Raw genomic sequence first — 15921 nt, 5'->3', positions numbered from 1 at the left:
CCCCCGTCCGGTTGTCACAAAAAAGGTGTTTATGCCTTAAACTGCGCAAGGCGGGCTGCATAACGCGCCAGCTGGTCGATCTCGATATTGATCTTGTCGCCGACCTGACGTTTGCCCCATGTGGTCACTTCCAGCGAATGACGGATCAGCAGCACATCAAATTCATTGCCGTTGACGCCATTGACTGTCAGCGATGTGCCGTCCAGTGCCACGGAGCCCTTCTGCGCGATAAAAGGCGCCAGATTTTCCGGTGCGCGGATGGTAAAGCGCACTGCCTCACCTTCCTGCTGAATATTGATAATTTCCGCCATGGCATCGACATGGCCGGATACCAAATGACCGCCCATTTCATCGCCAAGCTTCAGCGAACGCTCCAGATTGATTTTGCGTCCGGCTTTCCATTCGCTGATCGTGGTCAGACGCAGGGCTTCTTCCCATGCTTCCACTTCAAACCAGCAGGCATTGCTTTCAATATCCGGCAGGCGGGTCACAGTCAGACACACACCCGAACAGGCAATAGATGCACCGATCTCAATGGTTTTCGGGTCATAATGCGTATCAATACGCAGTCTCACACCTTCATCCATCGGGCTGACTTCAGCAACTTCACCGATATCTGTAACAATGCCTGTAAACATAAGAAATCCTTCTCATTCCCTGCTTATCAAAAACCTGCTTTGCGCTTGTATTCACTCAAAACGTCAGACGCAAAATGGCTTTCGCCGGTTTTGACAAAATCCGCATCAATGAAAGCCTGCAAACCCTCAACCGCCAGAGCCTGACCATCTCCGTTGGAAAGGATCGGGTTCGGCCCGTCAAAGATCATCAGCTTATCAACCAGTCCCTGTGCCAGAAAAGCCTGCGCAACGACTGCGCCGCCCTCAACCATGACTGTAGCAATGCCCTGCGCTGCAAGGTCATCCAGCAGTTCCGGCAAAGCGATTTTTTCATCCTCGCATTCCGTTGCCAGAATACGGCAGCCGGCTTCAATCAGCTGCTGGCGTTTTGCCGGATCAGCATTATTGCTGGCAGCAATCCACAAAGGCACCTGACGCGCGGAACGCACCAGTTTGGATGTGAGCGGAATACGCAACTCGCTGTCGAGAATAACGCGGATCGGCGAACGATCTTGCAGCCCCGGCAAACGGGTATTCAGTACCGGATCATCCGCAATAACCGTTCCGACACCGATCATAATCGCATCGGTCTGGGCACGGCGCATATGCACCTGCGCAATACTAACCGCACCGGTAATGGCAATTTGCCCACGCCCGACGCAGCCGACATAGCCGTCAACCGACAGTGCCAGCTTCAGCATCACTTCCGGACGTTTGCGGAAAGAGCGTGACAGATAACCTGCGAGCTCATCATCGCCCTGCTCGCGGCAGACATCGGTGACAACTTCCAGTCCTGCATCACGCAAAATCTGGTAACCACGGCCTGCAACACGCGGATCAGGATCGCTGCTCGAAGCAACCACACGCTTGATGCCTGCAGTGACCAGTGCGGATGCGCAAGGCGGTGTGTGGCCGTGATGGGCGCAAGGCTCCAGCGTGACATAGGCGGTAGCGCCCTTTGCCAGTTCTCCGGCCTCAGCCAGCGCTTGTGTTTCGGCATGCGGACGGCCGCCTTCAGCCGTAACACCACGCCCGACAATCACCGGCCCGTGGCCGTTATCCGCTACAATCAGCGTCGCCACAGAAGGATTGGTTCCCGTAATACCAAGATGGCGGCGTGAATAGCGGATTGCAGCCGCCATAAAGCGCTTATCAAGCTCCGATGCACTTCCCTCGCCAGAATGGGTCTGACGGGCTGTCGCGTTCTGAGGTTCATTCATATGCCAAATTCCAGTACGGAGTGTTTTGTACCGCCTGCCTTTAAGCCAAACAGATTCAAAACCTATTTACTTTAACACGCATCTGACCCGAAACAATTTTCAGTTGCCAATATGCATTCAGTTCACAAGAGGCATCAGGTTCAACGAACATCCATGCCTCAAATTCTTATTCAAAAGCAGAATTCTGCCCAAAGCCAGAGCACATTAAGCGCTCTGAACTTTAATCCTCATTGCTCGATGATGCAGCATTTTCCGGATGGCCAAGCTCATCAATGACATTGTGGAAGTCTTTGGCAACACTGAAATTGCGATAAACAGAAGCGAAACGGATATAGGCAATATCGTCCACGCCCTTCAGTGCTTCCATCGCCAGACGACCGATCTCTTCCGACGGAATTTCAACCTCGCCGGAACTTTCCAGCTGGCGCACAATGCCCGAAACAGCGCGTTCCACGCGGTCACTGTCCACCTCGCGCTTGCGCAGCGCAACCTGCACTGAGTGCATCAGCTTATCGCGGTCGAAAGGCACACGGCGGCCGCTTTTCTTGACCACCATCAGTTCGCGCAATTGTACGCGCTCAAAAGTCGTGAACCTGCCGCCACATACAGAACAGACGCGACGTCTGCGGATGACCGAACCGTCTTCCGCCGGACGGGAATCTTTGACCTGCGTATCTTCAGACTGACAAAACGGACAGCGCATGGCTCAACTCTCAACTTGTTACCGCGCCTTGCAGCACGGCAGCCATTCCAGCCTGACAGGTTGTAAACGACTATAATTCACTCAGATTGAAATTATCTAAAGCAGATAGGCTGCTTTGTCATCAGCTATGTCCGGCAAGCTGCACAGACAAAAACGCCGCGTAACACTTATGTGATACGCGGCGTCTGAAATTACAACATAGTCACAACCGGCTTAGCCCAGATAGCCATACATCGGGAAGCCTTCGGTCAGCTCCACAACTTTTTTCTGAACAGCCTGTTCAACAGCCGCATTGCCTTCATCAGAATTGGCAGCTTTAAGACCGTCGAGCACTTCAGTGATCATATCACCGATCTGTTCGAATTCCTTGATACCGAAGCCGCGGGTTGTACCGGCCGGTGTGCCGAGACGGATACCGGAAGTTACAAAAGGCTTCTCAGGATCGAACGGAATACCGTTTTTGTTGGTGGTGATATTGGCACGGCCCAGTGCTGCTTCAGCGCGCTTACCGGTTGCATTTTTCGGACGCAAGTCAACCAGCATCAGATGGTTGTCGGTGCCGCCGGAAACGATATCGAGACCATTTTTCTTCAGGTTCTCTGCCAGAGCCTTGGCATTTGCCACAACATTCTGCGCATAGAGCTTGAATTCAGGCTGCAGCGCTTCTGCCAGTGCAACCGCTTTACCGGCGATCACATGCATCAGCGGGCCGCCCTGAAGACCCGGGAATACAGCCGAGTTGAATTTCTTGGCCAGATCACCGTCATTGGTCATGATCATACCACCGCGCGGACCGCGCAGGGATTTGTGGGTGGTGGTGGTGCAGACATGAGCATGCGGCACTGGTGACGGATGAACACCGGCAGCAACCAGACCGGCAATATGCGCCATATCAACCATCAGATATGCACCGACTTCATCGGCGATCTCACGGAAACGCTTCCAGTCCCAGATACGGGAATAGGCAGTACCACCCGCCAAAATCAGCTTAGGCTTATGTTCGCGGGCAAGACGTGCCACTTCGTCCATATCCAGCAGGTGATCGTCTTCACGCACACCATAGGATACAACATTGAACCATTTACCGGACATATTGACCGGAGAACCGTGGGTCAGGTGACCACCGGAATTCAGATCCAGACCCATGAATGTATCGCCCGGCTGCAGCAGCGCGAGGAATACAGCCTGATTCATCTGGCTGCCGGAATTTGGCTGCACGTTGACGAATTCTGCGCCGAACAGTTTCTTCGCACGTTCAATCGCCAGTTCTTCAACGATATCAACATACTGGCAGCCGCCATAATAGCGCTTACCAGGATAACCTTCGGCATATTTATTGGTGAGGATTGAACCCTGAGCTTCAAGCACTGCGCGGGAAACGATATTTTCCGATGCAATCAGCTCGATTTCGTGACGCTGACGGCCAAGCTCCTTACGGATTGCGCCGAAAATTTCAGCATCCGCTTCTTCAAGACCCTTATTAAAGAATGCTTCGAGAGAAGCACTGTTCGCCTGCGACATATCCTATTCCCTTCCGGTTCCCGGTCAATTTCCCAGTCAAAAGTCAATCAGACACCATTCCCGCCGCCTGTATGCGACGGTCATGGAATTCCTCGCTATTTTTTTGACGCGTATCTTATCCGAAAACCGGCTCCCGCTTTTCGGGATACGCTCAATGTCTGTCCGCATATCAAAATGCGAAACAAAAAGCACGTAAATTCAATGCTGTTTAAGGGTTAGAGCTGCTCCGGCAGTAAACGATTTATCGGAGCCGCTCTCACTCTTTTTTACGCATTATCCTACGCAAAACCGCTTCGCACTTTTGCTGGAAATGCTCTAGCCCATTCCTATGTCGGGTGGCAATATCACACTTGTAACACCTGCTCCATGGCCAACAGGCGATATGCCATGACGTAAAACGGCTAAAGTCCCATTTATATCGTTTAAATACAAAAAAGCCGCCCGAAGGCGGCTTTAAATTCAGACATTAATTAATAGACCATGCTTCTGCTTAGCCATCCGGCTGGTGCATTTTTTGGAACTGCACCAGCATTATTGCGACCTCAGGCTGTGCAAGATCAGATCGCGGTACCGATTGCCAGTTCCGAAGCACCGTCCATCTTGTAAATATCATCGCGGAACTGCGGAATACCGTCACCGGTAGACCAAGCGGAAATATAGACAAAATACAGCGCCACAGGGTCAGCCACCTGAATCGGATTATTCTGACCGCTCTTAATCGTGTCTTCGATAGTCTGACGATCCCAGCCGCCGGTATTTTTCAGCAGCCACACATCCAGATCGCGGATATTCTGCACGCGGATACAGCCTGACGAGTCAAAACGCATCAGATTGTTGAAAGTGCCCTTCTGCGGTGTGTCATGCATATAAACAGCATGGCTGTTATGGAAATTGATCTTGGTCGAAGCCATGGCATTGATCTTGCCCGGATCCTGACGGAACATCAGCTTCACTGCATCTTCCGTGTTCCAGTCAACGGTTTCCGGCGGAACTTCCTGTCCCTGACCATCGTAAAGACGGATTTTGTTCTTGGTCAGATATTGCGGATCTTTACGCATCAAAGGAATGATATCCTTACGGATAATCGACTTTGGTGCTGTCCAGTATGGATTGAGGATCACTTCATGAATTTTTGAAGTCAGGATCGGTGTCTGACGATCGATCTTACCGACAACGGCGGTATGGCGCTGCACTACGCGGCCATTTTCAATCGCCTCGATCTGTGCTGCCGGAATATTGACCATGACAAAGCGTGTCTGATCAACATTGGCCAGCGAGGCAAGGCGCTGCAGATTGGTATTGAGCTGACCAAGACGGACATCGGCACTGACATTGAGCGCTTTATAGGTCACATCGCCCATCACGCCGTCAGCAGGCAGACCGTGGCGTGCCTGAAAGCGCTTCACAGCGGCATCCACATAAGTATCGAAAGAATTGGAAGCACCAATGCCCTGAGGCAGATCGCCGGAGATCATCAGACGCTGGCGCAGGATCGGCACAACCTGGCTTTTCATGCCCAGACGCAGGCGCTCATTGCCCGGCACAACCGGCCAGCCGCCATTAGCGACAATATTATTATACTGATTGATTGCTTCGCTGATATAATTCAGCGTCTGCGGGCTCATAATCGGCTGATTGGTGGCGATGGCTTTGGCACCGCCGGTGCCGCGCGCATCGAATGTATCGTTCCAGTTACCGCGACGGCCGGATGACAGCACATCATTCAGGCCGACAGCCTGAGCAAGTGCCGCAGAAGAAACTGCCGGTACCGACAAAGCAGCCAGTCCCAGACCGGCAGCGCCCCGCAAAAACAAACGGCGATCAAGTGCCTTGGTTGCTTTGCTGTCTTTTACATTATGCTTCATTCTTTGATCCTCAATCCGCCGTAACAGGACGTGGCACACCGGAAACTTGCCGCATGACACAGGCATATCAGCAGAAAAGCTCTAAGCGCTCTGCGCTCCAGAACATTCCCAATCTAAAACTAAGTATTGGAGATGCTCTGTCGCTTTATTAAGCTCTATACGCGCATCTTATCCGAAAACCGGTTCCCACTTTTCGGGATGCGCTCAACTTTAACTCTGAAACTAAAACAAACCCGAATAGCAGTATAACTGACTGAACACGCATCAGTTGCCTAAACACAAAACATCCTGCCGGACTTTACCGCTATAATCAGTTTTGTGGCTTAAACATGTCTGCGGGTATTCCGGCAAGTCATTACATTCATCACAAACTGAAAATTATTATTGCAGATTAGCTTAATAAGTGAATGTGGCCATTTCGCAACGATCAGAACCGCCCCCCCTGTCGGCATTACAGCTCAGCAGGTCTGCCATGCATGTGGCTAAATTTTTGCAGGCGTCGCAAAGAGTTATGCATAGAGGCCAGACGCGCGGCATCAGGCACTTCCCTGCCCGATGTCTCCAAAAACACAAAAGTATAGAGCTCATAGAGGCCGTCTGCCACTGCCTGCCCTTTTTCAGTAAGCGCAAGAACCGCCAGATCTGCTCCGCCCACCGCCGCCTCATCAGCACCGGAGGTCACATAGCCTTGCGCAAACAGACTTGCCAGCATCACCACCGATTGTGATGTGACGGGCTCAACCATCCGATAAAGCTGGACAGTATCACGCAGACCAAGACTGATACAAAACAGCATCAATGCCTGCTCGGCATTCAGCGGATAATCCTGACGGCCGGAAAAGGCATCGTCAAAAAATGCCAGAACCCGCTTATAATGCCGGTTCAGCTGCCGCTCGACTTCCAGACACAGAACCTGCAAGCCTGTTCCTTCACCGGAACGGGAACCTGCATGCCCCATACCGGATAATGATGTCTGAAACGGCTCTTGCGTTTGCATGCAGCTTGTCTCCGCTTTTCCAAAGCACAAGATCAGCCCATCGCCTCCGAATGCGGAGCGCGCAGAAAACTGAAATTTGCCTGAGGAGACTTTAAGAAACAGCGGTGAACTTCGGCTTAAGCCACAGGGCTAACAACTGGTTAACAACCGGCTCTCTCAATCCGGTCATTATTCCAGCTTTAGCGGACAGGTGTTGCCAGTGCACGTTTACCCTGCAAAAACAGGCCGATACGAAAAGCGACATAGATCAGCAGAAACGCAATATTGACGGCTGCCAGCGCCGGAAAATATTCAAAGAACCGTGCAAAAACTGTGTAAATCAAAGCCTGAGCCACAGCCGTAATCACCCATAGCACAGCGCCCCATGAGGCACGGATCCACAGGCCGGTCGCAACAATCGGCAGAGCAATCGCGAGACTCACACAGATTGTCTGCCATTGCCACGGCATCAGATCGAAACGCCATAGCAGACCCGGATAAAGGCCGATCAGCCGCAACCAGTAATAAACACCACCGACAAGACAAACCAGCGCGACAAAGCGGATAAACAGAATGAACCAGCTATGCAGGGCTGAATCTCCCGTGCGCAGTCTCAGCTGATCGTCCATCATGCGGCTCATTACCCTTGTTTAATGTCTTTAACTGTTTAGAAAATCCGGTAATTGCACCTGCGCCAATGTTGCAGGGCTCCATAGCGGATTACCGGTCTTGTCGATCAGAACAGCGCCGACACCGGCATAGAAATCATGCCCTTGCAGCAGAATCTCTGCCAGAGCGTACTCTATTTGCATCTGTCTATCCAAGCGTGCGCTATAGCTCAGCTCTTTGTTTGCACGAATAAATGCTTCCGCATCCTGAAATAGTGTAAAAATCGCTTTCAGACTGGTTGGCGAACGCTTGCCCAGCAGTTCTGCAATGGCTGCGGCTTTCTCATTGCCTGTCTCTCCGGCGTCTGAGAATTGCTCCAGAACCTGTTCCACGCTTTCCGCCGTACAGCATCGGGCAATCAGCGCCCTGTCCTGTTCCGGCATTTCCCAGTCAGGTGCATCCGACTGCATAGACAGAAGTATATCATCCGGCTGTTCACCGCCGATCAGCCGCTCACGCAATTCCGTCAGCTGTTCAGCTTTCAGAGCGTGCGTGGCAATCCCGCTCTGCAGGCAATCACCCCAGCGGATCGCCGAGCCGGTTAAGCCGAGATAAAAGCCGAACTTGTCCGGCAAGGCAGGTAAAAACGCACTGCCGCCGACATCGGTGAAAAAACCGATCCCGCTTTCCGGCATAGCAAACAGCGTATTCTCGGTCACAATCCGGTGTGAACCATGAACGGATATTCCGGCACCACCACCCATGGCAATCCCGTCAAGCAAAGCAATATAAGGCTTCTTATAGGAGCCGATGAGGCGGTTGAGACGATATTCATCCTGGAAGAAATCATAGGCAGGCGCACCGTTTCTGCCTGCATGATAGGCAGCTACAACATCACCACCGGCACAAAATGCACGCCCTTCGCCTTCAACGATCACGGCTTTGACCTGAGGCTCATCTGCCCAATGCAGCAATGCACGCTCCATTGCCTGCACCATTTTGTGTGTCAGAGCATTCAGCGCTTTCGGACGGGTCAGCCGGATCAGCCCTGCAGAACCTTGCATAGTAAAAGCAATTTCATCATCGCCGCCGAAATTCTCCTTGAAATCAGATATCATCACGCCGCTTCCTCCGCTCTGATGCACCTTATTCATAGATTTTCCTCTCCCGCATTGAAGCATGATTCATAAGTGAGTACAGCAAGCGCGGCAATGTTTCACACCTCAAAAATTGTTTTTATCAAGCTGTAACCACGATTTGGGTGTTAAGGCTCCCTCATCGAAGTCTGCGCTGCAGGAAATTGCAGTTTCATAGGCCGAAATACGGAAAGACATGATGCGTAACATTGATGAGATCACCCAAAGCCGCCGCCTGCGCCGTACGCGCCGTACCGAATGGTCACGCCGTCTGGTTCAGGAAAACAGTTTAAGCGTCAATGATCTGATCTGGCCGTTTTTTGTCTGTGAAGGCAGCAATGTCGCCTCGCCGATTGCCGCAATGCCGGGTGTTCTTCGTTATTCCGTGGATATGGCTGTGCGTCAGGCAGAAAAAGCTGCAAAGCTCGGCATTCCGGCCATTGCACCTTTCCCGAATGAACCGGCGCGGATTAAAACGCAGGACGGCTCCTATATTGGCAATCCTGACAATCTCATCAATTCGGTGACCCGTGCGATTAAAAAGGAAATTCCGGAGATCGGCATTATTACCGATGCTGCGCTCGATCCTTTCACCACAGACGGTCATGACGGCATTTTGCGCGACGGTATTATTCTCAATGATGAATCCGTTGAGATGGTTGTGCGCGGTGCGCTGGCTCAGGCTGAAGCCGGTGCGGATATCATTGCCCCTTCCGATATGATGGACGGCCGTATCGGCGCAATCCGCGATGCGCTGGATGCCAATGGTTTCCAGCATTTGCCGATCATGTCCTATGCCACCAAATTCGCTTCCGCTTTCTACGGTCCTTACCGTGAAGCGATCGGCACGGCAGGTGTGCTGAAAGGCGACAAGAAAACCTATTATCTTGATCCGGCCAATACGGATGAAGCGCTGCGCGAAGCCGAGCAGGATGTGCTGGAAGGCGCGGATATGCTGATGGTCAAACCGGGTCTGCCTTATCTCGACATTATCCAGCGTATCAAAAGCCAGTTTGCCCTGCCGACCTTCGCCTATCAGGTCTCCGGTGAATATGCGATGATCAAAGCGGCCGGTCAGAATGGCTGGATCGACGAAGAGAAAGTCATGCTGGAAAGTCTGCTGGCATTTAAACGTGCCGGTTGCGACGGTATTCTCACTTATTTCGCTCTGGAAGTGGCTGAGAAACTCAAAAACGCCTGATACCGTTTATGTTTTTATAAAAGCGCATTCCGCCATCGGCAGTATGCGCTTTTTTATATGGGATTGCATTAGAGGGCTTACCGGCAGAGGGCTTACCGGCGGGTAATCTTGAAATCAGCACCGTGGCTTCCTATCTCCTTGTTTGTAAGTTTAAAAGGAGAAACCATAAGCCGATGAATGACCGAACAATCAATAATGATATTGTTCTACCGCGTTTTGAAGACCGCCGCCTCTATGAAGGTGTGCGTACCAGACGCGTATTCGCCTTTCTGATCGACTATTTCATTGTGCTTTTGCTGTGTATCCCTGTCGCGATCATCATCGCTTTTCTGGGTATTCTGACGCTGGGTCTGGGCTGGATGCTCTATGGTATCCTGCTGCCGCTGGTGGCGCTGCCTTATGTATATTTTACAGTCGGCGGACGTAATAAAGCCACCACAGGTATGCGAATGATGGGTATTCGCATCGAGCGTATGGACGGCAATCCGGTTGACGGCCTGTTTGCGGTGGTTCACTCGGTTTTGTTCTGGGCTTCCTGCACAGTGCTTACCCCGCTGATCCTGCTGGCAACCCTGTTTCTGGATTATAAACGCGGCGTACACGACATGCTGCTCGGCGCGGTGATTATCCGTACCAATCCGTAACAAGACGACAAACTGAATATGAACAGCGCGGGTATTTCCGCGCTGTTTGCATTACCAGCTTTTTTATCGCCCTTTATGCGCTATGAAATGCGACAAACTAAAGAATCTAGAGCGAGTGCTGTGATCCAATCTGGATGTAAACCGCTCTGGAACGAGTTTTGCGCACCCAATGAGGAGCCTGACGCTCTAAATCACAAAAGCGGGATTTTACATATCTTCGTTTTCAATTATTATTAACCACTCTGCAGGCCTTTAACTGCACAATTACAGACGTGAATTTTACAATTCGTCTTTATTGCGTTTTGACAGGCGAAACATGACACAACATCAACCGCAACCGCAGCAATTTTATCTCACCGCCCCGTCTGAATGTCCTTATCTGGACAATCGCGCAGAGCGGAAGGTTTTTACACATCTGGTTGGCAGTCGTGCGCCGGAACTCAACGATCTGCTGACACAGGCCGGTTTCCGACGTTCGCAAAATATCGCCTATCGCCCCGCCTGTGAAAGCTGCAATGCCTGCGTGTCCGTACGCATTCTCGCCGGTGAATTTCAGATGACGCGCTCCATGCGCCGCATCTGGAAACGCAATCAGGATCTCATTGGTTTTGCCAATAAAGCTGAGCCGAGTTCCGAACAATATTCCCTGTTCCATGATTATCTCAATCACCGTCATCATAATGGCGGTATGTCGGAAATGTCCGTACTTGATTATGCAATGATGGTTGAGGACAGCCATGTGAACACACAGATCATCGAATATCGTATGCGTGGCGCAGACACGATGATTACCGGCAAAGGCGAAGGTCCGCTGATTGCTGCCGCCCTTACCGATGTGATGGGTGACGGCGTGTCGATGGTCTATTCGTTCTTCAATCCGGAGCTGGCTGACCGCTCACTCGGCACCTATATTATTCTCGACCATATTATGCGCTGCAATGCGCTTGGCCTGCCGCATGTTTATTTGGGCTACTGGGTCAACGGCTCCGAAAAGATGCATTATAAAACCCGCTTCAAGCCGCAGGAACATCTCACAACCAATGGCTGGCTGCGCACAGACATTGCAGATTAAATCAAAACACCCGCATGAAAACCATACGGGTGTTTTTATATTAAGCAATAAATTCAATTTGCTAGATGATAAATCTCACAATGAGATTCATATATTTTTGCGCAACATGCTTCAGCTTTTACGCCCTACTTTGTAGGCCATGCCGATTGAAGCAGGCGTAACCGGCGAAAAACCGTATTGCGCATAAAGATGCTGTGCAGGACCATCAGCAATCAGGCTGACATAGGCGCTCTCAGGCGCATATTCATCCAGATAGGCTTTGATCTCAAGCATAATCCGCTTGCCAAGTCCCTGCCCCTGATAGTCAGGCAGAACTGCAATATCGCAAACCTGATAGGTTGTGCCGCCGTCACCAATGACGCGTCCCATGCCGATGATCTGATCACCATCGGCAATCTGCACGGCGAATAATGAATTCTTCAAACCGCGCTCGGCTGCGTCTGTTGTTTTTGCACTGAGGCCGCTGGCAGTGCGCAGATGGCAGTAAGTTTGCACATCCGGAATCTGATGCAGCACCTGATATTTTGATTCAGCAGGCATGGCTAAAGGTTTCTTCCCATTGGTTTATCAGCAATCAGAGCGGCTTCTTCCCTACAAGAAGCCACTCTGCCTGTATTTTACGAAGTGAATTTACCGGTGCGCGGGAAACCCTTCGGCACCATCCGTCCGGCGGAAGCGCGTGCACCCGTCCATTCCAGCAATTCTTCTTTACTGCGTGTGAATGTGCGGTCAGCGGAATCCTGCCATGTCAGCCCCTGTTCGATAGCAAAGCTGCGGATGTCGGACACACCGCCATCTTTGTATTTCTGCAGACGCACACCTTTACCGCGTGCCAGTTCCGGCAGCTCGGACAGCGGGAATACCAGCATTTTGCGGTTTTCACCGACAACAGCCATAGTATCACCGGTCACACGCTGACAGATTTTCATCTCATCCGGCAGTTTCACATTCATGATCTGCTTGCCCTTACGGGTATTGGCTATGACTTCGCTTTCGCTGATCATGAAGCCATAGCCCTCATGGGATGCCAGCAGCAATTTAGCAGATGCATCATGCACAAAAGCGGTCAGAATATCCTGATCATTGTCCATATCGACCATGATGCGGATCGGCTCGCCATGGCCGCGACCACCCGGCAAAGTATTGGCACCGATGGTGAAGAATTTACCGCCGGTCGTTGCCACAACAATCTTGTCCGTGGTTTCGGCGTGGAAAGCCAGATGCAGCTTGTCACCTTCTTTAAAGGACAGGCTGGAGAAATCTGCCAGATGCCCTTTCATGGCGCGCATCCAGCCCTTTTCCGATACCACAATCGTAACAGGCTCACGCTCGATCATTGCCTGATGAATATCTTCCAGATCATGGCTCGGCGCTTCAGCAAATTGCGTGCGGCGCTTACCCAACGGCGTTTCAGGCCCGTAGGTCTCGCGAACCTTTTTGATTTCGCCGCTGATCGCCTTCCACTGCTTGATTTCCGAACCGAGCAATTCTTCAAGCTGCGCTTTTTCAAGTGTCAGCCCGTCAAACTCTTTGCGGATTTCAAATTCTTCCAGCTTGCGCAAGGAACGCAGGCGCATATTGAGGATCGACTCAGCCTGCATGTCTGTCAGGCTAAACGTACGCATCAGTTCCTGTTTCGGCTCATCCTCTTCACGGATGATGCGGATAACCTCATCCAGATTGAGATAGGCAATCAGGTAACCGCCCAGAATTTCGAGCCGCTTTTCAATCTCATTAAGCCGGAATTGTGAACGGCGCTGCAGAACTTCCTTACGATGTTCCAGCCATTCTTTCAGCACACCACCCAGCGAGAGAACATTCGGCACTTTACCATGGGAAAGCACGTTCATATTCAGCGAAATACGGCTTTCAAGCTCAGTGAGCTTGAACAGCGATTCCATTAGCAATTCCGGATCGACGGAGCGGTTCTTCGGCTCCAGTACGATACGGATATCTTCAGCCGATTCATCGCGGATATCATCAAGCAGCGGCAGTTTCTTCGCCAGTAGCAGTTCAGCGATTTTCTCAATCAGGCGTGATTTCTGCACCTGATACGGAATTTCCGTAATCACCACCACCCATGTGCCGCGGCCGAGATCTTCCTTCTCCCATTTCGCACGCACGCGGAATGCGCCGCGGCCTGTGCGATAGGCCTCAAGAATATTCTCTTTTGGCTCAACCAACACACCGCCGGTCGGAAGATCAGGTCCCTGAACAATTTGCACCAGTTCTTCAACCGTTGCCTGCGGATTGCGGATCAGCAGCAGCGCGGCATCACACAGCTCCGCCACATTATGCGGCGGAATATTGGTGGCCATACCCACAGCAATACCGGAGGAGCCGTTTGCGAGAAGGTTAGGAAAAGCACCGGGCAGAACGACCGGCTCTTCATCTTCCTCATTATAAGTCGGACGAAAATCGATAGCGTTTTCTGTAATACCTTCGAGCAGCAGTGATGCCACTTCGGTCATGCGTGCTTCAGTGTAACGCATAGCCGCCGGATTATCACCGTCAATATTACCGAAATTGCCCTGCCCGTCCACCAGCGGATAGCGCACGGCAAAATCCTGCGCCAGTCGCGCCAGCGCATCATAAATAGAAGCATCGCCGTGCGGGTGGAACTTACCCATCACGTCACCGACAATACGCGCGCATTTAGCATAGGCACTGCCCGGATTAAGACGCAGCAGACGCATGGCATGCATGATGCGGCGGTGAACCGGTTTAAGACCGTCGCGCACATCCGGCAGCGCACGATGCATAATCGTGGACAGCGCATAGGCAAGGTAGCGCTCTTCGAGCGCCGATTTCAGATCAACTGTTTCAACGTGATCGTCGCCGCCTGATGGCGGAATCAAATTATTTCCCATGGAATATGGTTAGCAAGCGGCTGATTCTGCGGCAAGTCAAGATGCGTTTACACACAGTGAATAGGCCGGTTTTCCGCATTATTCTCGTTATTTCATCAAAAACACAACGATAATGACAACAGATTTTCGATCATCCTCAAGTGTGACTTGCAGTAAAATAAACGGGCTGTTACGAAAATGACAAAATTGCCATGTTATTAGGCGATGACAGTATTTCGTATGTAATATTTAGGTCAACACTTAAGGAGCCTCTGATGCCGGTTATGAAACCGCTATATACCGCAGCCCGCACTCTTTCCGTTGCTACAGCACTCACTGTGATCTTTGCTGGTTCAGCTTATGCACTGGACGGAAATGATGTCGCCAAGCGTCTGCAGGCTCGCTTTGAAGAACAGGGTACAAAAATCGAGTTCGGCAAAGTCGACACTGATGGTTCAACCGTTACCCTGCGTGACACAAAAATCGACTTCAAATCCGCTGAAATGGGCACTTTCACCGTTGGTGACATTGTTCTGACAGACGTTGCTGAAAACGACAAAGGTGCCTACACCGCGGAAACTGCAACCCTGCAGGATTTCGAAAAAACTGATGACAAGAGCACTTTCGCTCTGAAGGGCATCGAAATCGGCAAACTCTATCTCGCAGCAGATGACGAACAGGATCCTGTTGTCAAAATGCTGTATTATCAAACCATGAAGGCTGACAGCTTCACCATCCACGAAGATGGCGAAGAAATGGTCAACATGAAAGATATTTACGCAACCTCGACCCCTTACACAAAGGGCACTCCGGTTGCGATGAGTTTCGGCATCAAGTCCATTGATCTCGACATCGAGAAAATGGATGCATTGCGCAAAGGTGCAGATGCAAGCGCCGGCAATGATGAAGCTTCGGAAACACCAAATCCGATGATCGATCTCGGCTACAAACAGCTGAGCATGGCTGTGACCTCGACCGGCTCATGGGAACCGGAAAAAGGCGATCTGGCCATCGACAAGATGGAATTTGACGTCAAGGATGTCGGTAAATTCGACACCACCATGAAGCTCGGCGGCTATGATGCAAAATTCATCAAATCCGTACAGCAGGCCAGCGCTGAAATGAGTGCAAATAAGGAAAATTCCGATGCAGCCGGTATGGCAATGCTCGGTCTGATCCAGCAGCTTTCGATCAGCAACATGGCTATCCGCTATGACGATTCATCCCTCACCCCTAAACTGCTCGACTATTATGCCAAGCAGCAGGGTATCTCCAAGGATGACATGGTCAACCAGATCAAAGGCATTGCGCCGATCATGGTTGGTTATCTCGGCCATGCGGATTTCGCCATGCAGGCAACGACTGCCGTCAACACCTATTTTGACGATCCTAAGTCTCTGACAATTGCTGCAAAGCCGGAAGCGCCTGTTTCCTTCGCTCTGATCGCAGCAACTGCAACTGCTGACCCTAAGAAGCTTCTGGACCTGCTGGCTGTTAAACTGACTGCC

At 51.3% G+C, this 15921-nt stretch carries 14 protein-coding genes; 4 read left to right on the top strand and 10 right to left on the bottom strand.

Annotated features, from left to right (window positions below; all coding sequences use genetic code 11):
* Nucleotides 1-29 precede the first annotated feature (29 nt).
* From A918_RS0107600 to A918_RS0107565, 8 genes are all read right to left on the bottom strand, one after another.
* A complete protein-coding gene (locus A918_RS0107600; protein WP_022710484.1) occupies nucleotides 30-638 on the bottom strand; it encodes a riboflavin synthase in 609 nt (202 codons plus the stop codon).
* A 26-nt stretch (nucleotides 639-664) separates the two neighbouring features.
* Complete coding sequence (gene ribD, locus A918_RS19800) at nucleotides 665-1837, bottom strand: bifunctional diaminohydroxyphosphoribosylaminopyrimidine deaminase/5-amino-6-(5-phosphoribosylamino)uracil reductase RibD (RefSeq protein WP_022710483.1); 1173 nt, start codon at nucleotides 1835-1837, stop codon at nucleotides 665-667.
* A 220-nt stretch (nucleotides 1838-2057) separates the two neighbouring features.
* Entirely contained in the window at nucleotides 2058-2540 is a 483-nt protein-coding gene (gene nrdR / locus A918_RS0107590; RefSeq protein WP_022710482.1) for a transcriptional regulator NrdR, read from the bottom strand.
* Nucleotides 2541-2753: 213 nt separating this feature from the next.
* Nucleotides 2754-4061: a serine hydroxymethyltransferase gene (gene glyA, locus A918_RS0107585; RefSeq protein WP_022710481.1), complete on the bottom strand. Its 1308-nt coding sequence runs from the start codon at nucleotides 4059-4061 to the stop codon at nucleotides 2754-2756.
* Nucleotides 4062-4618: 557 nt separating this feature from the next.
* The gene (locus A918_RS0107580; protein WP_022710480.1) at nucleotides 4619-5926 is read right to left on the bottom strand and encodes a murein L,D-transpeptidase; all 1308 of its coding nucleotides are present in this window, start codon (nucleotides 5924-5926) and stop codon (nucleotides 4619-4621) included.
* Nucleotides 5927-6377: 451 nt separating this feature from the next.
* Complete coding sequence (locus A918_RS0107575; RefSeq protein WP_022710479.1) at nucleotides 6378-6923, bottom strand: hypothetical protein; 546 nt, start codon at nucleotides 6921-6923, stop codon at nucleotides 6378-6380.
* A gap of 179 nt (nucleotides 6924-7102) precedes the next feature.
* Nucleotides 7103-7534, bottom strand: coding sequence for a DUF6163 family protein (locus A918_RS0107570; RefSeq protein ID WP_028233522.1), 432 nt, complete (start codon nucleotides 7532-7534; stop codon nucleotides 7103-7105).
* A gap of 27 nt (nucleotides 7535-7561) precedes the next feature.
* Complete coding sequence (locus tag A918_RS0107565; protein WP_028233521.1) at nucleotides 7562-8629, bottom strand: enoyl-CoA hydratase/isomerase family protein; 1068 nt, start codon at nucleotides 8627-8629, stop codon at nucleotides 7562-7564.
* A gap of 214 nt (nucleotides 8630-8843) precedes the next feature.
* On the opposite strand from A918_RS0107565, the gene hemB reads away from it, so the two are divergent.
* The 3 genes from hemB to A918_RS0107550 all read left to right on the top strand — a co-directional run bounded on the left by hemB (nucleotide 8844) and on the right by A918_RS0107550 (nucleotide 11564).
* Entirely contained in the window at nucleotides 8844-9848 is a 1005-nt protein-coding gene (gene hemB / locus A918_RS0107560; RefSeq protein ID WP_033315960.1) for a porphobilinogen synthase, read from the top strand.
* A gap of 173 nt (nucleotides 9849-10021) precedes the next feature.
* Complete coding sequence (locus tag A918_RS0107555) at nucleotides 10022-10492, top strand: RDD family protein (RefSeq protein ID WP_022710475.1); 471 nt, start codon at nucleotides 10022-10024, stop codon at nucleotides 10490-10492.
* Nucleotides 10493-10808: 316 nt separating this feature from the next.
* The gene (locus A918_RS0107550; protein WP_022710474.1) at nucleotides 10809-11564 is read left to right on the top strand and encodes an arginyltransferase; all 756 of its coding nucleotides are present in this window, start codon (nucleotides 10809-10811) and stop codon (nucleotides 11562-11564) included.
* Nucleotides 11565-11675: 111 nt separating this feature from the next.
* On the opposite strand, the gene A918_RS0107545 is transcribed toward A918_RS0107550, so the two are convergent.
* Both A918_RS0107545 and parC read right to left on the bottom strand, forming a co-directional pair.
* Nucleotides 11676-12104, bottom strand: coding sequence for a GNAT family N-acetyltransferase (locus A918_RS0107545; protein ID WP_022710473.1), 429 nt, complete (start codon nucleotides 12102-12104; stop codon nucleotides 11676-11678).
* Nucleotides 12105-12181: 77 nt separating this feature from the next.
* Entirely contained in the window at nucleotides 12182-14434 is a 2253-nt protein-coding gene (gene parC, locus A918_RS0107540) for a DNA topoisomerase IV subunit A (RefSeq protein ID WP_022710472.1), read from the bottom strand.
* A 254-nt stretch (nucleotides 14435-14688) separates the two neighbouring features.
* Between parC and A918_RS21300 the strand changes: the two genes are divergently transcribed.
* Nucleotides 14689-15921 (top strand): hypothetical protein (locus A918_RS21300; protein ID WP_022710471.1); only part of this gene is annotated, 1233 nt, incomplete at its 3' end.

This window comes from Pseudochrobactrum sp. AO18b, from assembly GCF_000409565.1.
Classification (GTDB): domain Bacteria; phylum Pseudomonadota; class Alphaproteobacteria; order Rhizobiales; family Rhizobiaceae; genus Pseudochrobactrum; species Pseudochrobactrum saccharolyticum.
Note: the sequence above shows the minus strand (reverse complement) of the source record. Positions and strands in the feature narration are given on the sequence as shown.